The organism is Sphingopyxis macrogoltabida (genome assembly GCF_001314325.1).
GTDB classification, from domain to species: Bacteria; Pseudomonadota; Alphaproteobacteria; order Sphingomonadales; family Sphingomonadaceae; genus Sphingopyxis; species Sphingopyxis macrogoltabida.
Window position 1 is genome coordinate 2,664,288 of sequence record NZ_CP009429.1, and the last position, 23,487, is coordinate 2,687,774.

Sequence of the window (23,487 nt, forward strand, 5' to 3'; positions counted from 1 at the left end):
GGTTTGAAGGGGCGGTGCGGCTCAGCGAAGCTCTGCCCCGGCAAAGTCCCGCGCCTCGCGCCAGTCGGTGACCATGTCGAGCCAGGCGAACAGACCGCCGGCATAGACGGTGTCGGTGAGCCCCTTGCCGCGCTGCACCGGCATGCCCTCATTGTTGAAATAGCCCGGCGTGCAGGAGGCGTGAAACGCCACGTCGGCCTCGCGCGCCGCGACGATTTCCTCGACATAGGCATCCTCGGCCTCTGCGGTCGCCTCGATCTCGTCGAAGCCGCGGGCGCGGAGCAGTTCGATCGTGCGGGCGATGTGGCGCCCCTGCCGCAGCATCATCTCGGTATAGTTGATCGTCAGCCCGACATGCACCGTGCCCATCAGGAACAGGTTCGGGAAATTATGGACGAGCACCCCGTGCAGCGAGCGCGCGCCGTCGCGCCAATGATCGCGCAGCGTGATCCCGCCGCGTCCCGCAAGTTCGTACCCCTTGCGTTCGGACAGGTCGCTCGCGAAACCCGAGGCGAAGATGATCGCATCGGCGGGATATTCGGTGCCGTCGACGACAAAGCCCGTCGCGGTCAGGCGTTCGAGCCCCGCCGGGCCGCTGACGTCGATCAGTTCGACATTGTCGCGGTTGAACGCCGGCAGGTAGAGGTCGTTGAAGGTCGGCCGCTTGCAGAAATAGCGGTACCATGGCTTCAGCAATTCGGCCGCGCTCGCCTTGCTCACCGTGCGGTCGACCCGCGCGCGGATCTTCTCCATGTAACGAAGGTCGGCGCGCTCGGCCGCCTCCGCCGCGGCTTCGGCCGAAACCTCGTTCCCGCCCTTATCGCCGCCATAGACGCTCGCCAGTTCGGCGGTCGCGTGCGTCCAGCCGTCGTCGACCAGGTCCTCGTCCTGCTTTCCGCCGAGAACCAATGTCGAATAGTTGAGCATCCGCCGGTCCTGCCAGCCGGGTTCGAGCGACGCCGCCCAGTCGGGATCGGTCGGCCGGTTCAGCCGCTCGCCGACCACCACCGGCGTGCGCTGGAGGACATAGAGATGCTCGGTCGAGGGCGCGATATAGGGGACAAGCTGCACCGCCGACGCCCCGGTCCCGACGACCGCCACGCGCTTGCCTTCGAGCTTGACGCAGTCGCCCGCGTGGCTGCCCCCGGTATAGTCATAGTCCCAGCGGCAGCTATGGAAGACATGCCCCGAAAATTCGTCGAGCCCCGGCAGGTCGGGGAGTCGCGGCTGGTCCTGCCCGCCGCCCGCCATGACGACGAAGTTGGAGCGGATCGTGTCGCCGCGGTCGGTCGCCACCGTCCAGCGGTCGCCGTCCGACCAGCGCACGTCGGTGACGCCGGTGTGGAACAGCGCATCGCGATAGAGATCGAAATGCCGCCCCAGCCGCTGCGCATGTTCGAGGATTTCGGGCTGGTGCGAATATTTCTCCTTCGGGATGTACCCCGTCTCCTCGAGGAACGGCAGATAGATATAAGATTCGACGTCGCACTGCGCGCCGGGATAGCGGTTCCAGTACCAGACCCCGCCGAAGTCACCCGCCGTGTCGACGATACGGATCGGGCCGATACCGCATTTCTTCATCTCGATTGCGACGATCAACCCGGCAAAGCCCGCACCGATGACGACGGCATCGACCGCTTCGTTCCGTACCTCGCGCTCGATGCGCGGGATATAGGTGTCGCGAAGATCGATCGCGATCCCGCTGCCCGGCGTTTGATACGCCGTCCGGTTGCGGCGGCCGCTGCGCCGGTCGCGTTCGGCAGCATATTTGGCGCGCGCCCGATCGAGATCGGGCTCGGGGCTGGTTTGCGGATCGTCGAGCATCGGGAGGGGCCTTTCGGGAAACGGAGGCGGACGGCCGGTCAGGCGTCGGCGAAATGGCGCGACAGGAAGGCGCAGGCACGCGCCAGCGCTTCGGCGCCCTCGGGAATCGCGGGGAAGAACCACGGCCAGACGTGGATCATGCCGGCGCGCAGCTCGACATCGACGTCGACGTCGGCATCGGCGAGCGATTTGGCGAGGTTCAGCGCATCGTCCATCAGCACCTCGGCGGTGCCCGCCTGGATGAAGACCGGCGGGCTGCCGCGAAAATCGGCAAAGGCGGGCGAGATGCGAGGGTCGCTGACCGGGATATTCCCGGCATAATGAACCGCCATTTTCGCAAGCTGGTCGATGCTGGCGAGCGGGTCGAGCTCGCGCTTGAGCTTGCGCGAAGTTGCCGTGTCCGACAGGTCGGCCCAGGGCGACATGCAATAGATGCTCGCGGGCAGCGGCCGTGCTTCGAGCAGCAGCTCGGCGAGCAGCGCCATCACCAGCCCCGCCCCCGCGCTGTCGCCGACGAGCGCGATCTTCTCGTCACCCGCCATCGCCAGCAATTCGCGATAGGCCAGCTTCAGATCGTCGAGCCCGGCCGGATAGGGATGCTCGGGCGCCAGCCGATAGTCGATCACCGCGACCCGGCTTCCCGTCTGGCGCGCGATCTCGCCGCCGAGGTGGCGGTGCGAGTCCAGCCCGCCGATGCAATAGCCGCCGCCGTGGACCAGCAGGACGATATGGCGCGGCGCATCAGCGACCGTCAGCCACTCGGCCGGTCGCCCGCCGAGCGTCGCTGTCTCGACCGCGACGTCGGCCGGCAGCGGGAAGGCGTCGCCCATCGCGCGATAGGCTTCGCGCATCTCGCCGATGTCGGTGGGCATCGGCGACGCGAACAACTGGTCGACCAGCGCCCGATAGGCTTCACTCGGCATCGTCTTCTCCTTCGGACGTCATGCGGCCGGGCGCTGCGGCGCCATGTCGAAGCCGCGATAATCCTGCGCGACGATCTCGCGGCAGGTCTGGAGGAAATATTGCTGGCCGAGCGTGTAGAGCAGCATCTTGCGCCGCCCCCGTCCCTCGATGTTGTGGTTGATCCCGGTGAACCAGCTATTGGTCCGGCCCGCGAGCAACTGGTCGGCCTGATCGAGCACCTGCGTCGTCCAGTCGTCCTCGGCCGCCGCACTCGCTTCGCAGCGCGCAAGCCCGCGGCCCTCCATATGCCCGATGAGTTCGGCGACGAATTCGACATTCTGCTCGGCGCAGCGCGGGACGTTACAGAAGGTCGCGCCGCTGTGCGGACCGACGATCATGAAGAAGTTCGGAAAACCGTGGCTCTGCAGGCCGAGGAAGGTGACCGGGCCGTCGTCCCATTTCTCGCGAAGCGTCAGCCCGCCCTTGCCGACGATGTCGATCTTGTCGAAAGCGCCGCGCACCGCGTCGAAGCCGGTGGCATAGATGATCGCGTCGAGCGGAACGAAACCGCTGCCGAAGCGCATCCCGTCGGGCGTGATCTCGACGAGCGGATCGGCGTTGACGTCGATCAGGTCGACGTTCGGCTGGTTGAACACCTCATAATAGCGCGTCTCCATCGGCACCCGCCGCGTGCCGAACAGATGGTCCTTGGGGATCAGCTTTTCGGCCGTTTCGGGATCGTTGACGCGCGAGCGGATCTTGCGCGCCAGAAAGTCGCTCGCCAGCCGCGCGGCTTTCTCGTCGACCGCCAGATCGCTGAAATTGCTCAGCCAGAAAGCAAAGCCGCGTTCGCCATATTTCCGTTCGTAAAAGGCCTCGCGCTCTTCATCGCCGACCTCGAAGGTCGTGCGCGGGTCCCAGTTGTGGACGAAGCCCGCATCGCTTTCGCGGCACGACCGGAAAATCTCGGCATAGCGCGCCTTGATGTCGGCCATCTCTTCGGGCGCGATCGGCGCGTTGCACAGCGGCTTGCACCAGTTCGGCTCCTTCTGGATGACGGTAAGATGTCCCGCGACCTTCGCCATTTCCTGGATGACCTGCACCCCGGTGGCGCCGGTGCCGACGACCGCGACGCGCTTGCCCGCCAGCTCGATGCCGCCGCGCGGCCAGTCTGACGTGTGGAAAGAGGGTCCCGCAAAGCTGTCGCGCCCCGGAAAATTCGGGATGACCGGGATCGACAGGATGCCGACCGCGGTTACCAGGTAGCGCGCGCGCGCCTCATATCCGTCCTCGCAGCGCACCAGCCAGTGCCCCTCGCGCTCCTGCCAATGCGCGGAGGCGACGCGCGTATCGAAGCGAATGTCGCGGCGCAGGTCGAGCTTGTCGGCGACGCGGCGGAGATAGGCAAAGGTCTCGGGCTGCGGCGCGAAATGTTCGCTCCAGTCCCATTCCTGCAACATCTCCTCGTCGAAGGAGAAGCAATAGGAATAGCTTTCGGAATCGAAACGGCAGCCGGGATAGCGATTCCAGTACCAGGTGCCGCCGACCTCGCTGCCCGCCTCGATCACCTGCACGCCAAGGCCGAGCTGGCGGAGCAGATGGAGTTGGTACATGCCGGACATGCCGGCGCCGATGACGATGGCGTCCACTTCGGTCATATATGGTGACTCCGGCACCCCAAAAATGTCCCGGCCGCGCCCGCGGCCGGGACAGTGGAGGTTCTAGAAACGAAAGCTGATATCGATGCCGTAGGTGCGCGGTTCGCCGGGCACCGCGAGGTTGTAACCCCCGGCCGTGCCAAGCCCGATGCCGCCGACATAATATTCCTTGTCGAAGATGTTCTTCGCAAAGAAAGCCGCCGAAACGCCCGACCCGCCGATATTGTCGAGCCCGACGCGCGCGTTCACCAGCTCATAAGACGGCAGCTTCGTCCCCGGGGCACCGCTCTGGCCATAGTTGGAGAAATAGAGCGACGACTGCGCATAGACGTCGAGCCGCGCCCGCAGTTCGCCGGTGTCGCCCGCCAGCGGCGCGGTCACGTCGATATAACCGCTGCCCGAATATTTCGTCACATCGGCAAAGGTCGTGAAGTCGATGAAGGTGCCGAACAGGGTCTGCTGCGTATCGCCGCGATATTTCGGGTCGGTGTGGTTGAACGATCCGCCGATCACGACCCCCGGCGCGACGGTGAATTCGGCATCGAGCTCGACACCCTGAAACGTCGCCCCGTCGGCGTTGACCGTCGCCCCGCCGGGCCCGACGTCGGGGAAGGTCAGATAGGCGATGCGCTGAATGCCATCGACCCAGCTTTTATAGACTGCAAGGTTCGCGCGCGTGTGCACGCTGCCGAGGTAGCCGTTGAACTTGGCGCCGAATTCGATGTCCTCGATCTTTTCGGGATCGAAGCTGTTGCCGCCGAGTTCGGCCGGCGCATTCACCGGCGGTGCGTTATAGTTGAAACCGCCGCCACGCCAGCTACCGCGATAGGTGCCATAGAAGAACAGAGACGGCGTCGCCTGATACTCGAGGCCGACCGTCCAGCTCGGCTCGCTGTCCTTGCGCTTCTCGACAATCCCCGCCGGATAGAAGGGTGCGAAGCCCGAGACTTCGGTGAACTTGTTCTTTTCCTGCGTGTAACGGAAACCGCCGGTCATGCTCAGCGTGTCGGTGAACTTGAACGACGCCTGCGCAAACGCACCGATGCTCGAGATATCGAAATCCCCCTCGAGCCGGTTGCCGAGCGGCAGGCTGCCGCCGAACACCGGACCGAGGACCGGATTGGCGACCGGGCCGAGGTTGAAATAGCGGAAGGTCTGGCCGCTCGTTCGCTTCTCGTTCGAATAATAGACGCCAAGGATATAGGTCAGGCGATTGTCGACCGCCTCGCCCGACAGTTGCAGTTCTTCCGAGAAGGATTTCACCCGGTTCCGCGTCTGCACATATTCGTAAAAGGGGAACGGGCTGCCGTCCTGATCGAACAGTGAGAAATTGCGGTTGTACGAATATCCGACGATATTCTTGATCTGCGCACTGTCCGAAATGTCGATCGACGTCGTGTTGATGATATAGCCGCTCTTCGCGTCCAGCCCCGTCTCGCCATCCAGATACGTAGCGCGCGTACCCAGCGAGCGCTGGAGATCGATATAATCGAGGTAGCCGCCGGCCGGCGTGCCCGGATAGGCGGCCATCAGCGCGGCATAGGCTCCCGGCCCGGCGAGCGTATCGAGGATCGGGCTGTAAAAGGTCGGCACCGTCGCCGCGAGCGCCTGCCCGTTCGGGCCGACCGAACCCGGCGCATTGGCCGAATAGGCAAGGATCGGATCGCCATTGCCCTTCGAACGGCCATATTCGGCAACGAATTTCGACTCGATCGAGTCCCCGATCTCGAAGCTGAGCGACGCGCGAATCGACCAGCGATCGACATTCGCCAGCCGCTCGCCGTTGACGAGATTGCGCACGAAACCCTTGCGCTGGTCGACCTGCCCCGCGACGCGCAGACCCGCGCTGTCACCGAGCGGCACGTTGATCATCCCTTCGCCCTGCCAGGCGCCAAGGTTGCCGGCCCGGCCGCGGGCAAAGCCCTTGAACGCGTCGAACTCGGGCGCCGCGGTCGAAAACAGCACTGCGCCGCCTGTCGTGTTGCGGCCGAACAGCGTCCCCTGCGGTCCCTTGAGCACCTGCACCGACCCGAGGTCATAGAGCGACCCGGCGCTCAGCGCATTGGTCTGGAACTCGTTGACATAGGTCAGCACGCCCGGCTGCGAGACGCTGAAGGCGTCGATCGACTGGCCGCGGATCGCATAGTTGAACTGGCTGCTGCCCTGCGTCGAGCGGACGATCAGCCCCGGTGTCGCGGTCTGCAGGTCGGCCTCGGAATTGATGCTGCGCGACTGCAAAGCATCGCTTGTCAGCACCGAGACCGCGACCGGCGTCCGGCTCAGGCTTTCCTCGCGGCGGCGGGCGGTGACGACGATATCGCCGTCGGCGGCATTAAGCGAAGAGCCTTCGGCCTCCGTCTGTGCGGCAGCACTTGCATCGGCCTCCTGCGCGTTCGCGGCCGCAGGAACGGCCAGCGCCAATGGCAGCACGCTGGCGGCGAGTAAATATTGGACGCGACGCGATATAATCCGATTCATAACCGGTCCCTCTCCCATCGATCGCCGCGCTCCGGCGGCTTCGTTGGCCGCTCCCATTGCGGCCGCTGCTCGTTTTGAGCTTTTGTCGGAAGCCATGGTTGCCGATGTTTGCGAACCTGTCAATGCATTTTTAGGACGCATATTTCGATATTGCAGTGCAATATGCGATGATTGCATGAAAATGCTTGAGTTGAGACGGGGTTGGCAGCATGGCTTTGGCGGGCGCTGCGCATCGCGGCATGACGCCGGAAAGAGAGTCATGGGTTCGAAGAGACGGCTGGATTCGATTGATCGCCAGATCATTGCGATGCTCGCGCGGGCGCCGCAGACGTCGAATCGCGACATCGCCGCCGAACTGGGTGTCGCCGAAAGCACCATCTCGGTGCGCGTCGACGCGCTGGTCCGCGACAAGGTGATCAAACTCTCGGTCCAGCAAAATATCATCAAGGCCGGCTATGGCGTGCTGGGCTGGATCGACGTGAGCTGCGCCTTTGCGGACGCCGAACGGATCGCCGCGGAAATCGGCAAGATCGAGACGGTCTTCTCCATCTCGCTGTTTTTCGAAAACCCGTTCCTGCAGATCATGGTCTTCGCGCAGGGCACCGCGGACATCCGCGATCTCGTCGAAAACCGGATCGGCGTCATCGCCGGGGTCGACGCGGTCGCCGCCGATGTGTCGATCGGCGAGGCGTGCATCAAGCAGGGGATCGCATCGCTATGACCAGTTACGTCCCCGATGCCATCGACCGGCAGATCATCGACCTGCTCCACGATGACGGACGCGCGAGCAACCGCGCCATCGGCCGGAAACTCGACCTTTCCGAAGCCGCGATCCGCAAGCGGCTGAAACGGCTGACCGATCACGGCCTGATTACCTATGGCCTGATGATCGACGTGTCGGCGACCAACATGCAGGTGTTCGGCTGGATGTATGTCGAGGTCCATCCCGCCCACCTCGGCACCGCCTACAAGGCCATCGCCGGCATGGATCGCTGTTCGGGCTGCGCGATGAAGACGGGCCCCTACAATCTCATCGCGCATATGTACGCGAAGGACCAGCGCGCGATGACCGCGACCATCGAGGATATCTACCGGATCGCGGGCGTCGCGCGCGTCACCTTCCGGCAGGTCAACAAATATCCGGCCCACCGGCACGAGTTCATCGTCGATACCAGCGAGCATGAATTCCGGAGCTGGCACGGCAATGTGGTCCACGCCGATCAAGGATAGACCGGCACCGATTGCATAGCCTGTTGTCATGCATGCATCTGATCTTTGCGGTCGCCATCGCGCGGCTTCCTTCCTAATCGCGGAACGAACGATTTTCCGGAGAGAGAGCCCATGACCTTCCGCAAGCCTCGCCATTTCGTTTTCGCGCTGTGCCTTGGCCTCGCCGCACCCGGTCTTGCTTCCGCGCAGCAGCCGGCACCGGAGCCGGGGGGCGAAACTCTCTATCATGTCGCGATCGGCACGCCGGGCGAGGTTCCGCTCGTGGCCGTCAACGGCGGCCCCGGGTTCGATCACAGCTATTTCGTCAATGCGCCGGCGTGGAAGGAAATGTCCGACCGCCGCCAGATCATCTTCTACGACCAGCGCGGCACCGGCAAATCGCCCCCGGCGCGCAGCCCCGGGGACATGACCGTCGACCGCATGGTCCGCGATCTCGAAACGCTGCGGCAACAGCTGAAGGTCGAGCGGATCGACCTGCTCGGCCATTCCTTCGGCGGCATCATCTCGATGGCCTATGCCGCCCGCTACCCCCGCCATGTCGCGCATCTCGTCCTCGTCGGATCGGGGGCGCCCAAACCCGCCGAGCATGAATTTCTCTTCGACAAGCTGTATCCGGAGATCGTCGCCGCCATCCCGCCCGACTCCAGCCCGGCCGGGCAGATGGGGTGCATCGCGATCGACGCCTATGACCGGATGTCCTATTACGACCAGCGCAACCGTGCCCTCGAAAGCGGCGATGCCGGCACCTTCTCGCAGGAGGTCTGCACCGAGGTCATGCTCGATGCGATGAAGCTCGACCTTTACCCCGCCCTCGCCAGGCTCGATGTGCCGACGCTGGTCATCAACGGCCGCTTCGATGCGAACGTCTCGCCCACCGTCGCGTACAAGATCAGCAAGACCATCCCGGGCGCGCGGCTCGTCTATTTCGAACGGAGCGGGCACTCGCCGCAGGTCGAGGAGCCCGAGAAATTCGCGCTCGAAGTCGAACGCTTCCTCGGCGGCGACGTCAAAAAATAGGCGGTTCGGCCGGCGGCCGGACGTCGACGAGCACATCGATCACCGCCTCGACGAGCGCCTCGCGGGCGTCGGCGCGGTGAACGACATGGAAGCCGTGGCCCGACGTCAGCGAGCGGTTCGCAAGCCGCACGAGCTGGCCCGTTTCCAGATAGGGATCGACGATGCCGCGCCACCCCAGCGCAACGCCGCGTCCGGCCAGCGCCTCCTGCAGCATCGGCGTATAGGCGCTGAACATCGGGCCATGCTGCGACGGCGCGATGCCGAGGTCGCCGAACCAGTCCAGCCAGTCGACCCGGCCCTGCGCATCGGGCGCCAGATGCAGCAACGGCGCCTGCTGCCAGGCCGCGCGATCGTCCTTGGCCAGTCCGGGTAATTCGGCGAGCATCGAGGGCGCGCAGACGGGAAACACTTCCTCCGCGAGCAGCTTGCGCGACCGCAGGCCCGGCCAGTCGGACGGTTCGCCGTAGCGGATCGACAAATCGACATCGTCGGCATCGAAGTTCAGATAGCTGTCCGATGTGATCAGCCGCAGCTGCGCCTTGGGCAGCACCGCGCGCAGCCGGCCGAAGCGCGGCATCAGCCAGTCGTGCGCCATCGCATAGGTACAGGCGATGGTGAAACTTTCCGCCTCGCCGCGCCGCCGCCGGATCGCCTCCACGCTATCGCGAATGCGCCCGAGGCCCGACTGGATCGCCTCCGCCAGCCGCTCCCCCGGGTTCGTGAGGGCAAGCCGGTTGCCGCTCCGCATGAACAGCGTGACGCCCAGGTCCGCTTCCAGATTGGCGACGTGGCGGCTGACCGCCGACTGGGCGATGTTGAGTTCGGCCGCCGCGCGGGTGAAGCTGTGGTGTCGTGCCGCCGCCTCGAATACCGCGAGCGCGTTGAGCGGTGGCAGGGACTGGCGCAGGCTCCTCATCGCCGCCTTCATATCGAAAAGGCATCGAGTGTCCACATTTCTCTTGTTACGGGACGATCGCACCCCGCCTAGATTGGCCGCATTGATGCCGAACGGCCCGGGGGAAACGAATTGACGATGATCGTGTTCGAAAATGCGCGCGTGCTGAACGAGGCCGCGGACGGCTATCGCGAGGATTGCCATGTCGTGGTGGAAAACGGCCGGATCGTGGCGGTCGACACCGGTCCGGCGCACGTCGCCAATGCCGAGGTCATCGACGTGCGCGGCGGCGCGCTGCTCCCCGGCCTGATCGATGTCCATATCCACGCGCGGCTTTCCAGCGCCAATGTGGTCCAGCTTCTCGATCATCCGGCGACCTATTCCTCGGCGCATGCCGCGCGGATGCTGCGCCACGCGCTCGATTGCGGCTTTACCAGCCTGCGCGACGTCGGCGGCGGCGACCAAGGGCTTGCGCAGGCGATCGACGACGGCCTCATCCCCGGGCCGCGTTTCTTCTACGCCGGCCGCACCCTGTCGATGACCGGCGGTCATGGCGACCTGCGCCCCGGCCACGAGGATGTCGAACCGTGCGGATGCAGCCGGATGAACATGATCGCGCATGTCGTCGACGGCGCCGACGAAGTGCGCCGCGCCGCGCGCGAGGAATTGCGCATGGGCGCGCATTGCATCAAGATCATGCTGTCGGGCGGAGTGCTTTCGCCCACCGATCCCATCTGGATGCAGCAGTTTACCGATGACGAGGTACAGGCAGCGGTCGAGGAGGCGGCACGGTGGCGCCGCTATGTCGCGGCGCATGCCCACACCGCCGAGGCGGTGATGCGCGCGGCGCAACTGGGGGTGCGGACGGTCGAGCATGCGACGCTGGTTTCCCCGGAAGCCGCGGCAGCGCTGCGCGATGCCGGCGGATTCGCGGTGCCCACCCTGTCGGTCGTGATGGCACTGACCGAGCGTGGCGACGCGCTCGGCCTGCCCCCGGCGGCGGCGGCGAAGGCGAAGGAAATCGCCCATCTCGCGATGCAGGGTTTCGAAACCGCGTGGCGCGCCGGCCTCCCGCTTGGTTTCGGTACCGACCTGCCCGGCGATGTGTTCGACATGCAGGCGCGCGAATTTCTTTATCGCCGCGAGGTTCAGCCCGCCGCGGCGATCTTGCGGTCGGCAACCGTCACCGGCGCCGAGATATTGGGGCGCCCCGACCTCGGCCGCATCGTCCCGGGCGCGACGGCGGACCTGCTCGTCGTCGACGGCGACCCGCTGGACGATATTGCGCTGCTTGCCGAGGACGGCCGGCGTCTGCGCGTGATCATGAAGGCGGGACACCTTTACAAGCGCGAGCCCATCCCCGCATGACCACCGCCCCGTCGTCCGCCCCCTCGTCGAGGCCCGCGGCGACGCCGCGCGCCTCGACATGGGCGGCGATCTATCTCGGCGTGGCGGCGGCAACGCTGCCGGCGGTCCTCCCGGTGATGGTCGGCGTTTTCGCCGATCGCTTCGGCTATGGCGTGGCGGGCGCCGGCACCGTCGCCGCGCTCAACATGGCGGGCATCCTTGTCGGCAGCCTGCTATGCCCGCTCATCACCGCACGCTTTGGCTGGGCGGCGGTTGTTCGCGCCAGCCTTGCGGTGATGATCGCCGGCAACCTGCTCACCATGCTCGACGACCATTATGGCTATGTCGCCGCGACGCGCCTTCTCTCGGGGCTCGGCGAGGGCGTCGTCGGCGGGATCTGTTATGCGGCGATGGGCCGGTCGGCACGCCCCGAACGCAGCATCAGCATCTATTTCGCGGGCCAGTCGGTCGTCGGCATGATCGGCATGGGCAGTTTCGGCTGGATCGCCGCCAGCCTCGGATGGCCGTGGCTGTTCCTGATCCTCTCTGCGATCGCGGTCCCCGGCTTCTGGCTGGCCGCGGTTATCGGCCGGGCGCAGCCGGCCGCCGCGGGGCCCCGCGCGGCCCGATCGCCGGGCAACCCGCTCGTCATCGGCGCGCTGGGGTGCATCCTGCTCTATTTCATCGGCATGGCCTCGCTGTGGCCGTTTCTCGAACGCATCGGCGTCGGCAAGGGACTCTCGCCCGGCACCGTCGCCTTTGCGCTCTCCGCTTCGGCTTTCGGCGGGCTGGCGGGTTCGCTCGTTGCGGGCGTCGTCGCCGACCGCCTGGCGCGGACCACCGGCCTGCTGTCCGGGCTGGGGCTGCTCGCCGCCGCGGTCGGGGGCCTGCTGTTCCTGCCCGGCACGGCGGCCTTCGTCCTTTCGGTCAGCCTGTTCGCTTTTGCCTGGCCTTTCCAATATGCCTTTCAGTTCGGCCTGCTGGCGTCGGTCGACCGCGACGGACGGCTGATCGCGCTGACCCCCGCGATGACCGGCGGCGGCCTCGCGGTCGGGCCGGCGATCGGCGGGCTGTTGCTCGAGAATCTGTCGCTGGGTGCGGTCACCGCCTTTTGCCTCCTCTGCGTGGTCGCGGCGGTCAGCGGGACGATCAGGCTGCGCGCATCACATTTTGATATCCTAACCCCAAAATACTCTGCTGGCGAATGAGATCGCGCATGCGATTATTGCATGGAACCCGATCTTTCCGGCCGTCTTTGTCAGGAGCCTTCATGTCGATCGTAAACGCCACGCTATACCCCCTGTCCGATCCCGATCGCCGCGCCGCGATCGTCGACCGGGCGGCCGGCCAGCTCGGGGAGGATGGCGCCGCCGCCTTTCCCGATTTCATTGCGCCGGCGGCGCTGGCCGAAATGGTGGCCGAGGCGGCGGCGAAATTCCCGCTCGCCTATCGCCGCGACCAGCGGCTCGGCTTCAACCCGCAGGGACCGATCGCCGACATGGCCGACGAGGAATTGCGCAGCCGCACCTCGCCCTATTCAATGTGGATTTTGGGATCGGACCTGCTCGATCCGGCGGGTGCGCTGCGCCGCTTCTATGAATCGGAGGAGCTGATGTCGCTCGTCCGCGACGCGCTCGATATCGACAGCCTCCACACGATCGCCGATCCGCTGATCAACATCAACCTCACCTATATGGGCGTCGGCGACCAGCAGGGCTGGCATTTCGACGACAATGACTTCGTCGTCTCGCTGTTGCTGCAGGAGGCCGAGACGGGCGGCGCATTCGAATATGCCCCCGGCGTCGACGATGCACCGCCCGAGGACATCCACGCCATTCTCGACGGTGCATCGCCGCGGACCCGCCTCCAGAAGGTCGGCGCAGGCACGCTGCTGCTGTTCCGGGGCCGCCGGGCGTTGCACCGGGTGACCGAGGTTGCGGGCGGCACGCAGCGGATCATCGCCTTGCTCAGCTACCATCGCGAACCCGGGTTCATCTATGCCGATAGCGTCAAGCAAAACGGGCTCGGCCGGACCGAAGTATTGGCCGCGCAATAGGCGCGGCATCGCGCCCGATGGCGCATCGACCATAAAACAAGAAAATACCGAAAGGGGACAATATGCTTAAGCGGACCTTGCTGATTTCCTTGCTGTCGGGCTGCGCGTTCGCGCCGGCCGCCCATGCGCAGAGCGAAGCCGGCGTCGAAGATGGATCGGGCGGCGATATCGTCGTCACTGCACAGCGGCGCGAAAGCCGCCTGCAGGACGTGCCGCAGGCGGTGACCGCCTTTGGCAGCGAAACGCTGGAGCGACTGGCGATCCGCGATACCGAGAGCCTTGTCCGCAACACCCCCAGCCTGACCTTCACCCCTGTCGGCCCGGGCGAGTCCAACGTCGGGCTTCGCGGGCTGACGACCGACCTCGGGCTCGCGCCGGCGGTCGCGGTCTATATCAACGACACGCCGTTCGATTTCCGGACCGATGCCTATAGCGGCACGCCCAACATCGACCTCTTCGACATGCAGCGCGTCGAAGTGCTGCGCGGGCCGCAGGGCACGCTGTTCGGGTCGAGTTCGACCGGCGGCACCATCCGCTATATCACCAACCAGCCCGATCCTTCGGGATTCGACGCGCATGGCGAGGCCTTCGTCAACAGCGTCCGGGGCGGCGGCGAGGGCTATGGTACCAAGGCCGCGGTCAATGTGCCGCTGTCCGCCAACGCCGCCCTGCGGCTGACCGGCACCTACGAGAAGATCGCGGGCTATATCGATCGCTACGATGCCACGCTCGCCGGGCTGACATCACCGCAATCGGATGACGAGGTCGTCGAAAAAAACGCCAATGACGCGACGATCTTCAGCCTGCGCGGCGCGCTCCGGCTCGAAGCGGGAGACGATTTGACGATCACGCCGAGCCTGTTCTTCCAGCGCATCGATGCCGACAACCCGATCGCGACGCAAAGCAACCTGCCGGGGTTCGGCCGTGCAAGCGCGATCGGCCCCGAACCGTCGCGCACCGACCTCCTCGTCGCGAACCTGACGGTCGAAAAGAGCTTCGGCAATGTCGAGCTGGTTTCGTCGAGCTCCTATCTCCACAAGGAATCCGACGCGACGCTCGACTACACGGCGCTCGGCTATAATATTCTCGGCGAGTTCGCCCCCTTCGCCAGCCTGACGCCGGCCAAGGCCGACACCTATGTCCAGGAACTCCGGCTGACGTCGTCGAACGAAGGCCCGTTCAACTGGATCGCCGGGGTCTATTTCAGCCATACCGACCAGGAACTGGGCCAGATTTTCGTCGGCCAGGCCTTCACCGACCTGATCGATGCGACCTTTGGCCCCGCGACGGGTCCGGTGGGGCCGATCTCCTACGATTATATCCAGCGAACGTCGGACCAGCAGCTCGCCGGCTTTGCCGAAGTCAATTTCGATGTCAGCGAAACGGTCGAACTGATCGCGGGGCTCCGCGTCTACCGGCTGAAGAATACGCTCGAGGCAAGCTGCACCGAAGTCGTGCCCGGCATCCTGTGCGGTCCCGATACGCCGCGGATCACCGCGACGAAGACGAGCGCCAGCCCGCGCTTCACGGTCAATTTCCGTCCCAATGACCACACCACCCTCTATGCGACGGTCTCGCGCGGCTTCCGGGCGGGCGGCGCAAATGCAACGGTACCCCCTGCCCTCGGCTGCTCGCTCGCCGAATCGGTCGGCGCGATTTTCAGCCCCGATTCAGTGTGGAACTATGAGGCGGGGGCAAAGCTCGAAACGCCCGACCGGGTGCTGACGGTCAACGGCGCCGCCTATCGCATCGAACAAAAGGGCGTTCAGCTCGCGATCCCCGACCCATGCGGCTCGACCTTCTTCGCCAACGCCGGCGATGCGCGCATCGACGGCGCGGAACTGGAAGTCAGCCTGCGTCCGTCGCGCCACGTGACGGTCAGCGGGCAGCTCAGCTACGCCGACGCCCGCTTTACCTCCGTCCCCGATACATTCGGCGCGGCGGCAGGCTACACCGAAGGCGATCGCACCCCCGAAACCCCCCGCTGGAAATTCGCGCTATCGTCGGAACTGCGCTATCCGGTGAGCGATGCATGGGAAGTTTATGCGCGCGGAAGCTGGCAACATGTCGGCAGGACGCCCTTCGCTATCGACGGCGTCGTCAGTTCGGGGCGGTTCCGGCCGGCCTACGACATCGCGAACTTCGACATCGGGGCCGAGAACGGCGGCGTCGAAGTCAGCCTGTTCATTCGCAATGCGTTCGACAAGCGGGGTATCCTCGCGATCGGATCGGGCGCGGTGAGCACGATCGTGGGGGCGTATGAGAATGTCACTTACGCCGCGCCGCGCACCATCGGCCTCAGCGTTCGGGTCAAGGGCTGACCGGCCATTTTGCGAGGAGGCGAGGCGTGACCAGCAGCAATTATTTCCCCCGCGAGGAATATGAGGGGCGCTGGAAGCGGGTCTGGGACGCGATGCGCGCCAAGGGCTATGACCATCTTCTGGTCTGGTCGCGGGGCGCCGGATCCTATGACCGGCTCGGCAATGGCCTCTGGCTCACGAACTTCGCCAACAACGGCACCGGTCAGGATTGGGCGGACGACGTCCAGATGGGCGCCTGGACCTTTTCCGCGGTGCTGTTCAGGGACGGCCGCGCACCCGAACTGCACAGCGCGCAACCGCCGCAGGAAACCGAATATGCCAAGGTCGTCTGCGGCGAACTGATCGTGCATGAGCCCAGCCTGATCACGGGGCTGCCCGAATATTTCCGCAAGCACGGCATCGAGGGGCGCGTCGCGGTGGTCGGCGACGACGTGCTCCCCGGGCTTTACGACCGGCGCCTGCGCAGCCTGACGCCGCAAATCGAATGGGTGACCGACGAATGGTTCCTGCTCGAACCGCAACGCGTGAAGTCGACACGCGAACAGGAGGCGTTCCGGACCGCCGGCGACATCACCACCCACGCTCTCGCCGCGGGGATGGATGCGCTGATCGCCGGCGAAAGCTCGGCAGAAGCGGCGGCGCGGACGGCGATGGAAATCATGCGGCGCGGCGGGTGCTTTTCGCGCATCGACATGCATCACGGCGCACACGCAGAGCGCTTCCTGCTCGGCGATATGCTGTACGGCTATGACACCAGCGTGCCGAAAAAGGGCGACATGGTGCGCGGATGGATCCAGGGCCCGATCTTTCAGGGCTATTGGCTCGATCCCGGCCGCACCGCCGTTTGCGGAGGGCGCCCGACGAAGGAACAAAGGCATATCCTGGAGGGCGCCACCGAGGTGTGCCGGACGATCATCAAGGCGATCCGCCCCGGCGTCACCGCGAGGCAGCTCGGCGTGATCGGCGAAAAGGCGGCATCGCTCTATGCCGGCGACGGAATCGACCTGAATTTGGGGATTTTCGGACATCAGATGGGTATCTTTTATGGACCGCACATCATCCCGGCGGGCGACCCCGGCGCGCTGGAGGACATCGGAGGAAAACAGGGCGCCTCGGCGAACGAAATCATGGTCAGGGAATATGAGAAGATCGACGAACCCTATGAGCCGGGAATGCTGATTGCGGTCGAGGCCTTCATGAAGCATGCGGGCGTGGGCATGAGCGGTCTTGAAGACCATGTGCTCGTCACCGAAGATGGCTGCGAGCAGATAACGAACACGCCCTTCTATCTTTAAATATGGCGTGATCGGATTTCAAAGGATCGGGACATGCAGGCGAACCGGCGGCAATTCATCGCGCGATCCGCGATCGGCGGGCTCGGCCTTGTCGCCGCGCCGCTGATGCCAGCGGGATTTTCTCGTGCGGCCACACCGGCCCGGCAAGACGCCGCACCACCGATTGTCGCTTCGACGGCGCGCTATTACCGGCTTTCGCCCGCGGACGGGGTGCGCCGGGAAGAATTTGGGTGGGTCCAGATCGATCTCGGCGTCACCCGGCCGATCGATGCGATCCGTCTGCACCCCGCAGAGATCGGGATGATGCCGCGGCAGCGGTCCCCGATCCATTTTCGCATCGAAGGTTCGGATGACCCTGCCTTTGAAGAAACCCGGCCGCTCGTCGACTGGCACGCCGAGGACCATGGCGACCCGGCGAACTTCCTTGCCCGCTTCCCGCCCCAGGCGGTGAATGCCCGCCATATCCGGGTAAGCGCGACGGCGGAAATCCCCTTTGGCGGCTCGGGATTGGCAACCGGACTGGCGACGATAGAAATCCTGTCGGGCGCCGACGTCCTGCCCATCGCTGTGCGGCGACGCGAAGCCAACTGCCGCCGCGGCCTGAAAACGGGCAGTTTGCTGTAGACTATAACGCGGGCAAGACCGGTATGAGCTGCATCTGTCGGTATTCGCCATGTCGGTCGCCACAGAACAGCCGCTTTCCGGCAATCCCGCGCGACGTCCGGAACCGCGTGAGAGAGCTGTCGGGAATATTCGAACGCGGGAAATGGGACGTCTGCGAGCGTCGTACAACGGCCTGGCAGGGGCAGCAGGACTCGAACCCGCGACCCTCGGTTTTGGAGACCGATGCTCTACCAACTGAGCTATACCCCTAGGCCGGAGTGCGCCCGTAGCCCGATTGGCGGAGCGGAGCAAGGGTTATGCGCGGCGAAATTGCATAGCTTGCAAAGCATCGCGGGGCTGATATGCGCGGGGCTGCCCATGACCGCCGCAACCGCCTCCCATCCGCCGCAGCATTATCTGGGCGGAATCGCGCTCCGGCTGCTCGCGATGCTCAGCCTGTCGGTCATGTTCGTGCTGGTCAAATATATCGCCGAGGCGGGCATCCACATCGTCGAAAGCCTGTTCTGGCGGCAGGCCGTCGTGTTGCCGCTGCTGATGCTCTGGGCGCTGACGCATGGCGGCCTCGGCAGCTTTGCGACGCAGCGGATCGGGGTCCATGCCCGCCGCGCCGCGATGGGGCTGACCGGCATGGCGCTCAATTTCGGCGGCATGATCTTCCTGCCGATGGCGGAGGCGACGACGATCAACCTGTCGGTGCCGATCATCTGCGTCTTCCTCGCTGCGGCATTGCTCGGCGAACGGGTCGGCGCGGCGCGGTGGAGCGCGGTGATCGTCGGCTTCATCGGCGTGCTCGTCGTGCTCAACCCGACAACCCTGCTGTACGAGGGTTTCGAGGGCGATCACGGGCTCGGCACGCTGATCGCGCTCGGCGGTGCGGTGATGACGGCGCTGATCACCATCCAGGTCCGCGATCTCGGCCGCACCGAAAACGCGATGACGATCGTCTTCTGGTTCAGCCTCCTGTCGCTGGTTCCGCTCGGTATCGCCCTCCCCTTCGTGATGACGCCGCACAGTGCGGGCGAATGGGGATTGCTCGTCGGGTTGGGCCTGCTGGGCGCGGTGGTGCAATTATCGCTCACCGGCGCGCTCCGCCTTGCGCCCGTTTCGGTCGTGACGCCGATGGATTACTCGAGCCTGCTTTGGTCGATCGTCTGCGGCTGGTGGTTCTTCGGCACCCTGCCCGCCGACACGACGTGGATCGGCGCACCGCTGATCATCGCGAGCGGCCTGTTCATCGCGTGGCGCGAGCATCGCCTGCATATCGAGCGGATGAAGGATATTACGGCATGACGCGACCGATCCTCTATCATTGCGCCGACGCGCGCTCGCTCCGTTGCCTGTGGGCGGTCGAGGAGGCGGGCATCGACGTCGACCTGCGCCTGCTCCGCTTCCCGCCGCGCGCGTTCGAGCCCGATTATCGCGCGGTAAACCCGCTGATGACCGTGCCTGGCTGGGTCGAGGACGGGCGGCTGATGACCGAATCGGCGGCGATCTGCGAACGCATCGCCGAAGGGACGGAGCTCGCGGTCCGCCGCGACGAGCCCGACCATTGGGAATGGCGCAACTGGCTGCACCGCAGCGACGCGACGCTGACCTTTCCGCTCGCGATCATGCTCCGTTACACGCGCGTCGAACCCGAGGAGCGGCGGCTGGCGCAGGCGGTAGCCGACTATAAGGCCTTTTTCGGCGGCCGTGCGCGGAGCATCGAGGCCGCGCTCGGCGACGGGCGCGAATGGCTCGTCGCGGGGCGTTTCACGATTGCCGACATCGCGATCGGCTACGCCGCCTTCCTTGCGACGACGCTCGACGCGGACGATGTGCTCGGCGACGCAACGAAAGCCTGGCTCGATCGCTGCATGGCCCGCGAAGGATTCCGGCGCGCGCGCGAGCGGCAAAAGCTCTAGTCAAACCGTCCATTCGGACGGATCGGGCTCGGCACCGATCAACGCCAGCCCGTGCGCGATCGAGGTCAGCTCGCCGCCCGTCGCGATGCGCTCGCCACCGAAACGGCGGTCGAAAAGCGCGCGGATCGCCGGGATCAGCGACGAGCCGCCGGTCAGGAAGATGCGGTCGATGCCTGCGGCGTCGACGCTTGCCTTCGCCAGCGCCGCATCCATGGCGGCTTCGATGCGGCGGAGGTCATCGGCGATCCAGCCTTCGAAATCGCTGCGGCGCACCTCGGCGGCGATGTCGACGCCGTCGCCACTAAAACGGAACTCGGCCGCCTCGACATCCGACAGCGCCCGCTTGAGCCGCCCGACCGCGTCATACAGCGGAAAGCCCTGCTCATGCTCGATCAGCGCGATCATCCGGCCGATCGGTTCGGGATCGGTGGCGTCGCGCTGCAACCGCCTGAGTTCGTCGAGCGTCCGGCGATTGCGCATCAGCGCCAGCCGCGACCAGTCGGCAAAGTCGGCGAAATAGCCGCCCGGGATTTCGAGCAATTTGTCGAACGAGCGGTAATTGCCGCCCTTGCCGAGCAGCGGCAGGATCAGGCGATCGACGATCCGGTAGTCGAAACGGTCGCCCGCGATGCCGATCCCCGACGAGGCGAGCGGCACGCAGCGGCGCGGGCTGCCCGGCGCAGCGACGCGGACGATCGAAAAGTCGGTGGTGCCGCCGCCGAAATCTGCGACAAGGATCGTCGCCGGCTCGGTCAGCCGCGCCGCATAGCTGTGCGCGGCGCCGAGCGGTTCGTGGACATAATAGACCTCGGTCCCGAACGCCGCGAGCATCAGGTCGTACCGCTGGCGCGCTAGTGCGGCGTCGGGCCGCGCGCCAGCATATTCGACGGGGCGCCCGACGACGACGCGGCGCGGCCGCGTGTCGAGCCGCCCGCCGGCATGCGCGACCAGCCGCTGGAGGAACAGGCGGCCCATATCCTCGAAGCGATAGGGTTTGCCCCAGATCATCGCGCGCTCGAACGACGGGCTTGCCGCGACGCTCTTGAACGACTGGACGAAACGGCTGTCGAGCGGCGACTGGAGATATTCAGCGATCGCCCACGGCCCCGCCTCGTGCGCGACGCCTTGCCAGGCGCGCTCTTCTTCCCAGAAACACAGGGCGGAGCGGAATACCGCGCCGGTCGCCTCGTCGCCCGCGAACTCGACAAGCTGCGATCCGCCCTGCTCGTCGGCGAGCGCGACGACGGTGTTGGTCGTCCCGAAATCGAGACCGAGCGCGGTGGCGTCGCTGATCATGGGATGCTCCTGTGCCGGTCGGGCGCTGCGCGGGGCCGGCGCCTATTGCACGGCGCAGCGCGCGGAGCAAGTCGCAGTCAGCCCGGCGCGATCCGTCCACCGGCGATGCGAAAGCGCGTCACCGGTCCCGGCATGTCGGCGAAGAGCGCCGCTTCGGTCCCGGTCAGCCACGCCTGCCCGCCCTGCCCGGCCAACCGATCGTACAGCGCGGCGCGACGGAGAGGATCGAGGTGCGCGGCGACCTCGTCGAGCAACAGCACCGGCCGCGCCCCGCGCAGCCGCGCAACGCAATCGCTGTGCGCCAGAATGAGCGACAGCAGCATCGCCTTCTGCTCGCCGGTCGAACAGCGCGCCGCGGCGCGCCCTGTCGCGGCATGAACGGCGGACAGGTCGTCGCGGTGCGGCCCCGCAGTCGCGCGGCCCGCCGCGGCGTCGATCCGGCGCCGCGATGCAAATATCGCCTTGAGTGCTTCCGGGTCGTGAGGCGCCGTCCGTGCAGCGCCGTCGCTGTCGGTGAGCGTCAGCAGCGGCCGGGCAAAGGGCGCGTCGGGCTGCCCGGCAAGCTCGGCCGCCAACGACGCCAGCATGGACTGCCGCGCCGCATCCATCGCAGCGCCATGCTCGGCGAGCTGTGCCTCAAGACTGGTCAGCCATTGCTGATCGGCCACCGCGAGGTCGGCAAGCAATTTGCCGCGCGCGCGCAGCGCCGCGTCATAGCGGTTGCTGTGCTGCGCGTGCCGGGGGTCGAGCGCGAGCACCAGCCGGTCGAGGAAGCGGCGGCGACTGCCCGCCGTCTCGACGAACAGCCGGTCCATCGCCGGGGTCAGCCACAGCACCGCGATCCATTCACCGAGCGAGGCGGCGGCCGCAGCGGCGCCGTTGATCCGGACCAGCCGGCGTCGGGGATGCGCGGCCTCGATCCCCGTTCCGAGCGCGACCGGCGGCAGCGCTCGGTCCGCCTGCACCTCGGCGAAGATCGCAAAGCCGCCGCCCGCCCCGTCGCGCACCATGTCGGACAGGGGCGCCCTTCGCAGCCCGCGCCCCGGCGCAAGCAGCGAAATCGCTTCCAATATATTGGTCTTGCCCGCGCCATTGTCCCCGTGCAGCGCGACCAGTCCCGCCTCCGCTGCAAGGTCCGCGCCGGCGTGATTGCGAAAATCGGTCAGCGAAAGGCGGATCAGCGTCATCTGTACGGCGCCTACCGCAGGCAGCGGTACGACGCCAGTCCACAGCCTCGCCTGACCAGCGGGACGCGAATTTTTCGTCTGAATGATATTATTCCTATAATTTCGTATTTTATTCGCTGAAATATTCTTACAAAACCGTGAAAACCGCGCTTAACCGCCAATGAATGAAATTGGCACGCTCCCTGCAACAGTGTCGGCATCCACCGGGATGGTCCGGAGGGAGGTAAGAAAGGAAAGATATCATGGCCCATTTCAACGTCGACTCGCTCAAAAGCTACGCAATCGCTGCGGTTGCCTCGCTCTATTGCTCGATCATGTTCCTGGCCGCCGTCGGCCCGAACGGTGCGGAACTCGGCCGGCTGGTCATCTGACCGGCCGCCCGTCCCCGCTAAAACGCGGCCGCGAAGGCCGGGACAGAAAGGAAAGAAATGAAACAGGGTTTTCGCAAGAATCGTCGCGATGGCATGGTCTTCGGCGTTTGCGCCGGCATGGCCGACCAGTTCGGCATCGACGTCTTGTGGACGCGCATCGCCTTTGTGGCGCTGACGCTGCTTGGCTTCGGCCTGCCATTGCTGGTGTATCTGACCGTCGCGATCCTCGCGCCCTAGGCCAGCACCGGGCCGGCCGCCGCAACGGCGCATCGCACCGGCCCGCAACATCCCAGGACCAAGGGCCCGCCGGCCTTCGCCGGCGGGCCTTTTCTATTTCGGCCGCACGGTGAAGCGATAGGGAATATAGAGGAACACCTCGGTCGCGCTCGCCTGCGCCCAGATCAGTTGTTCGTTGAGCCCGGCGACCTCGACGCCATAGTCGGGGCCGAATGCCGCCGCCGACTTCAGCGCCTCCGCGGCAACCAGCTTGACGATCTCGGGGCGATATTGGTCCGGGTTAATGATCGTCAGCGTGATCCCGCCGCGCCTTTCCATCAATGCGCGCCCCTCGGGCGGCACCGCCTTGATAAAGCCGTCGATCCGCGATTGCGCGCTGCCGACCGATCCCGCGAGCTTCGCCTTTACGAACACCGCAATTTCGCTCGTGTCGGGACGCCCGCCGTTCGAAAAGACAAGGTCGCGATAATTGGCCGCGGTTACCTTGGTCAGTTCGAACTCGCCAGTGACCAGTTCGACCCCGGCGCCGTCGGCACGGCGGATCGCCGCTTCGATCATCGCGTGAATCTCACGCTTGCGGACCGCCTCGTCGCGTGAATCGGACGTGAATTTCACCGGCTGGATGGCGCTGTCGGCGGGCCGCCGCAGCCCGACCACCGTCTGTTCGTCGGACAGATAATCGGCCGAGGCGCGCTGCCCCGTCACGATCACTTCACCCTCGATATTGCTGTTGTCCTGCGCCGCCGCCGGCGACGCCGTCGCCAGCAGCGCAACCCCCAGAAGTGCCAAACGCATCGTCCCTCTCCTCTGCCTCGGAGGCCGAAGCTAACACGCTGGCGCCAAA

Annotated in this window: 21 protein-coding genes and 1 tRNA gene; 13 read left to right on the forward strand and 9 right to left on the reverse strand. The window is 65.8% G+C overall.

The genetic code is table 11. The annotated features are described in order from the left end of the window. Positions 1 to 21 precede the first annotated feature (21 nt). The 4 genes from LH19_RS13195 to LH19_RS13210 all read right to left on the reverse strand — a co-directional run bounded on the left by LH19_RS13195 (position 22) and on the right by LH19_RS13210 (position 6,863). Complete coding sequence (locus tag LH19_RS13195; RefSeq protein WP_054728682.1) at positions 22 to 1,824, reverse strand: flavin-containing monooxygenase; 1,803 nt, start codon at positions 1,822 to 1,824, stop codon at positions 22 to 24. Between the two features lie 38 nt (positions 1,825 to 1,862). Then, positions 1,863 to 2,747, reverse strand: a complete 885-nt coding sequence (locus tag LH19_RS13200) for an alpha/beta hydrolase (RefSeq protein WP_054728684.1) — start codon at positions 2,745 to 2,747, stop codon at positions 1,863 to 1,865. 18 nt (positions 2,748 to 2,765) lie between these two features. Then, positions 2,766 to 4,385 (reverse strand): flavin-containing monooxygenase, encoded by a 1,620-nt coding sequence (locus LH19_RS13205; protein ID WP_054728687.1) that lies wholly within the window; start codon positions 4,383 to 4,385, stop codon positions 2,766 to 2,768. A 63-nt stretch (positions 4,386 to 4,448) separates the two neighbouring features. Next, positions 4,449 to 6,863: a TonB-dependent receptor gene (locus LH19_RS13210; protein ID WP_158514403.1), complete on the reverse strand. Its 2,415-nt coding sequence runs from the start codon at positions 6,861 to 6,863 to the stop codon at positions 4,449 to 4,451. Positions 6,864 to 7,122: 259 nt separating this feature from the next. Between LH19_RS13210 and LH19_RS29040 the strand changes: the two genes are divergently transcribed. The 3 genes from LH19_RS29040 (at position 7,123) to LH19_RS13225 (ending at position 9,110) form a co-directional block, all read left to right on the forward strand. Next, positions 7,123 to 7,584, forward strand: a complete 462-nt coding sequence (locus LH19_RS29040) for an Lrp/AsnC family transcriptional regulator (protein WP_054728693.1) — start codon at positions 7,123 to 7,125, stop codon at positions 7,582 to 7,584. After that, positions 7,581 to 8,093 carry an Lrp/AsnC family transcriptional regulator gene (locus LH19_RS13220; protein WP_054728696.1) on the forward strand — a complete coding sequence of 171 codons (513 nt, stop codon included), beginning with the start codon at positions 7,581 to 7,583 and terminating at the stop codon, positions 8,091 to 8,093. The genes LH19_RS29040 and LH19_RS13220 overlap by 4 nt, the downstream gene beginning before the upstream one ends. 111 nt (positions 8,094 to 8,204) lie before the next feature. Continuing rightward, a complete protein-coding gene (locus tag LH19_RS13225; protein ID WP_054728699.1) occupies positions 8,205 to 9,110 on the forward strand; it encodes an alpha/beta fold hydrolase in 906 nt (301 codons plus the stop codon). Here the strand turns inward: LH19_RS13225 and LH19_RS13230 are convergent. Continuing rightward, positions 9,100 to 10,026 (reverse strand): LysR substrate-binding domain-containing protein, encoded by a 927-nt coding sequence (locus LH19_RS13230; protein ID WP_158514402.1) that lies wholly within the window; start codon positions 10,024 to 10,026, stop codon positions 9,100 to 9,102. The genes LH19_RS13225 and LH19_RS13230 overlap by 11 nt on opposite strands. Before the next feature lie 117 nt (positions 10,027 to 10,143). Between LH19_RS13230 and LH19_RS13235 the strand changes: the two genes are divergently transcribed. The 6 genes from LH19_RS13235 to LH19_RS13260 all read left to right on the forward strand — a co-directional run bounded on the left by LH19_RS13235 (position 10,144) and on the right by LH19_RS13260 (position 17,648). Then, the gene (locus LH19_RS13235) at positions 10,144 to 11,373 is read left to right on the forward strand and encodes a metal-dependent hydrolase family protein (RefSeq protein ID WP_082395677.1); all 1,230 of its coding nucleotides are present in this window, start codon (positions 10,144 to 10,146) and stop codon (positions 11,371 to 11,373) included. Continuing rightward, the gene (locus LH19_RS13240; protein WP_054728707.1) at positions 11,370 to 12,560 is read left to right on the forward strand and encodes an MFS transporter; all 1,191 of its coding nucleotides are present in this window, start codon (positions 11,370 to 11,372) and stop codon (positions 12,558 to 12,560) included. The genes LH19_RS13235 and LH19_RS13240 overlap by 4 nt, the downstream gene beginning before the upstream one ends. Before the next feature lie 62 nt (positions 12,561 to 12,622). Continuing rightward, positions 12,623 to 13,408: a HalD/BesD family halogenase gene (locus tag LH19_RS13245; RefSeq protein ID WP_054728709.1), complete on the forward strand. Its 786-nt coding sequence runs from the start codon at positions 12,623 to 12,625 to the stop codon at positions 13,406 to 13,408. Between the two features lie 62 nt (positions 13,409 to 13,470). Next, positions 13,471 to 15,729, forward strand: coding sequence for a TonB-dependent receptor (locus LH19_RS13250; RefSeq protein ID WP_082395679.1), 2,259 nt, complete (start codon positions 13,471 to 13,473; stop codon positions 15,727 to 15,729). A gap of 26 nt (positions 15,730 to 15,755) precedes the next feature. Further along, positions 15,756 to 17,024: a M24 family metallopeptidase gene (locus LH19_RS13255; RefSeq protein ID WP_054728715.1), complete on the forward strand. Its 1,269-nt coding sequence runs from the start codon at positions 15,756 to 15,758 to the stop codon at positions 17,022 to 17,024. A 33-nt stretch (positions 17,025 to 17,057) separates the two neighbouring features. Next, on the forward strand, positions 17,058 to 17,648 hold the full coding sequence (locus LH19_RS13260; protein WP_054728718.1) for a discoidin domain-containing protein: 591 nt from the start codon (positions 17,058 to 17,060) through the stop codon (positions 17,646 to 17,648). A 173-nt stretch (positions 17,649 to 17,821) separates the two neighbouring features. Here LH19_RS13260 and LH19_RS13265 read toward each other — a convergent pair. Further along, positions 17,822 to 17,897 (reverse strand) — tRNA-Trp (locus LH19_RS13265). Positions 17,898 to 18,005: 108 nt separating this feature from the next. Between LH19_RS13265 and LH19_RS13270 the strand changes: the two genes are divergently transcribed. Further along, positions 18,006 to 18,938, forward strand: coding sequence for a DMT family transporter (locus LH19_RS13270; RefSeq protein WP_054728721.1), 933 nt, complete (start codon positions 18,006 to 18,008; stop codon positions 18,936 to 18,938). Beyond that, the gene (locus LH19_RS13275; RefSeq protein WP_054728724.1) at positions 18,935 to 19,552 is read left to right on the forward strand and encodes a glutathione S-transferase family protein; all 618 of its coding nucleotides are present in this window, start codon (positions 18,935 to 18,937) and stop codon (positions 19,550 to 19,552) included. The genes LH19_RS13270 and LH19_RS13275 overlap by 4 nt, the downstream gene beginning before the upstream one ends. Here the strand turns inward: LH19_RS13275 and LH19_RS13280 are convergent, their stop codons facing one another. Together LH19_RS13280 and recF are read right to left on the reverse strand one after the other, a co-directional pair. After that, entirely contained in the window at positions 19,553 to 20,848 is a 1,296-nt protein-coding gene (locus LH19_RS13280; RefSeq protein ID WP_054728727.1) for an Hsp70 family protein, read from the reverse strand. Positions 20,849 to 20,925: 77 nt separating this feature from the next. Next, positions 20,926 to 22,035, reverse strand: coding sequence for a DNA replication/repair protein RecF (recF, locus tag LH19_RS13285; protein WP_054728730.1), 1,110 nt, complete (start codon positions 22,033 to 22,035; stop codon positions 20,926 to 20,928). 242 nt (positions 22,036 to 22,277) lie between these two features. Here recF and LH19_RS29645 point away from each other — a divergent pair, with 242 nt between their 5' ends. Beyond that, positions 22,278 to 22,406 carry a hypothetical protein gene (locus LH19_RS29645; protein ID WP_257719779.1) on the forward strand — a complete coding sequence of 43 codons (129 nt, stop codon included), beginning with the start codon at positions 22,278 to 22,280 and terminating at the stop codon, positions 22,404 to 22,406. A gap of 57 nt (positions 22,407 to 22,463) precedes the next feature. Then, positions 22,464 to 22,643, forward strand: a complete 180-nt coding sequence (locus LH19_RS13290; protein WP_054588401.1) for a PspC domain-containing protein — start codon at positions 22,464 to 22,466, stop codon at positions 22,641 to 22,643. 93 nt (positions 22,644 to 22,736) lie between these two features. On the opposite strand, the gene LH19_RS13295 is transcribed toward LH19_RS13290, so the two are convergent. Beyond that, positions 22,737 to 23,438 (reverse strand): hypothetical protein, encoded by a 702-nt coding sequence (locus LH19_RS13295; RefSeq protein ID WP_054728733.1) that lies wholly within the window; start codon positions 23,436 to 23,438, stop codon positions 22,737 to 22,739. Positions 23,439 to 23,487: the final 49 nt, after the last annotated feature.

Excerpts from the sequence above, each read along its gene's own strand:
- LH19_RS13195 (WP_054728682.1), bottom strand. The coding sequence starts at position 1,824 with ATGCTCGACGATCCGCAAACCAGCCCCGAGCCCGATCTCGATCGGGCG.
- LH19_RS13200 (WP_054728684.1), bottom strand. The coding sequence starts at position 2,747 with ATGCCGAGTGAAGCCTATCGGGCGCTGGTCGACCAGTTGTTCGCGTCG.
- LH19_RS13205 (WP_054728687.1), bottom strand. The coding sequence starts at position 4,385 with ATGACCGAAGTGGACGCCATCGTCATCGGCGCCGGCATGTCCGGCATG.
- LH19_RS13210 (WP_158514403.1), bottom strand. The coding sequence starts at position 6,863 with ATGAATCGGATTATATCGCGTCGCGTCCAATATTTACTCGCCGCCAGC.
- LH19_RS29040 (WP_054728693.1), top strand. The coding sequence starts at position 7,123 with ATGGGTTCGAAGAGACGGCTGGATTCGATTGATCGCCAGATCATTGCG.
- LH19_RS13220 (WP_054728696.1), top strand. The coding sequence starts at position 7,581 with ATGACCAGTTACGTCCCCGATGCCATCGACCGGCAGATCATCGACCTG.
- LH19_RS13225 (WP_054728699.1), top strand. The coding sequence starts at position 8,205 with ATGACCTTCCGCAAGCCTCGCCATTTCGTTTTCGCGCTGTGCCTTGGC.
- LH19_RS13230 (WP_158514402.1), bottom strand. The coding sequence starts at position 10,026 with ATGAGGAGCCTGCGCCAGTCCCTGCCACCGCTCAACGCGCTCGCGGTA.
- LH19_RS13235 (WP_082395677.1), top strand. The coding sequence starts at position 10,144 with ATGATCGTGTTCGAAAATGCGCGCGTGCTGAACGAGGCCGCGGACGGC.
- LH19_RS13240 (WP_054728707.1), top strand. The coding sequence starts at position 11,370 with ATGACCACCGCCCCGTCGTCCGCCCCCTCGTCGAGGCCCGCGGCGACG.
- LH19_RS13245 (WP_054728709.1), top strand. The coding sequence starts at position 12,623 with ATGTCGATCGTAAACGCCACGCTATACCCCCTGTCCGATCCCGATCGC.
- LH19_RS13250 (WP_082395679.1), top strand. The coding sequence starts at position 13,471 with ATGCTTAAGCGGACCTTGCTGATTTCCTTGCTGTCGGGCTGCGCGTTC.
- LH19_RS13260 (WP_054728718.1), top strand. The coding sequence starts at position 17,058 with ATGCAGGCGAACCGGCGGCAATTCATCGCGCGATCCGCGATCGGCGGG.
- LH19_RS13270 (WP_054728721.1), top strand. The coding sequence starts at position 18,006 with ATGACCGCCGCAACCGCCTCCCATCCGCCGCAGCATTATCTGGGCGGA.
- LH19_RS13275 (WP_054728724.1), top strand. The coding sequence starts at position 18,935 with ATGACGCGACCGATCCTCTATCATTGCGCCGACGCGCGCTCGCTCCGT.
- LH19_RS13280 (WP_054728727.1), bottom strand. The coding sequence starts at position 20,848 with ATGATCAGCGACGCCACCGCGCTCGGTCTCGATTTCGGGACGACCAAC.
- recF (WP_054728730.1), bottom strand. The coding sequence starts at position 22,035 with ATGACGCTGATCCGCCTTTCGCTGACCGATTTTCGCAATCACGCCGGC.
- LH19_RS29645 (WP_257719779.1), top strand. The coding sequence starts at position 22,278 with ATGGCCCATTTCAACGTCGACTCGCTCAAAAGCTACGCAATCGCTGCG.
- LH19_RS13290 (WP_054588401.1), top strand. The coding sequence starts at position 22,464 with ATGAAACAGGGTTTTCGCAAGAATCGTCGCGATGGCATGGTCTTCGGC.
- LH19_RS13295 (WP_054728733.1), bottom strand. The coding sequence starts at position 23,438 with ATGCGTTTGGCACTTCTGGGGGTTGCGCTGCTGGCGACGGCGTCGCCG.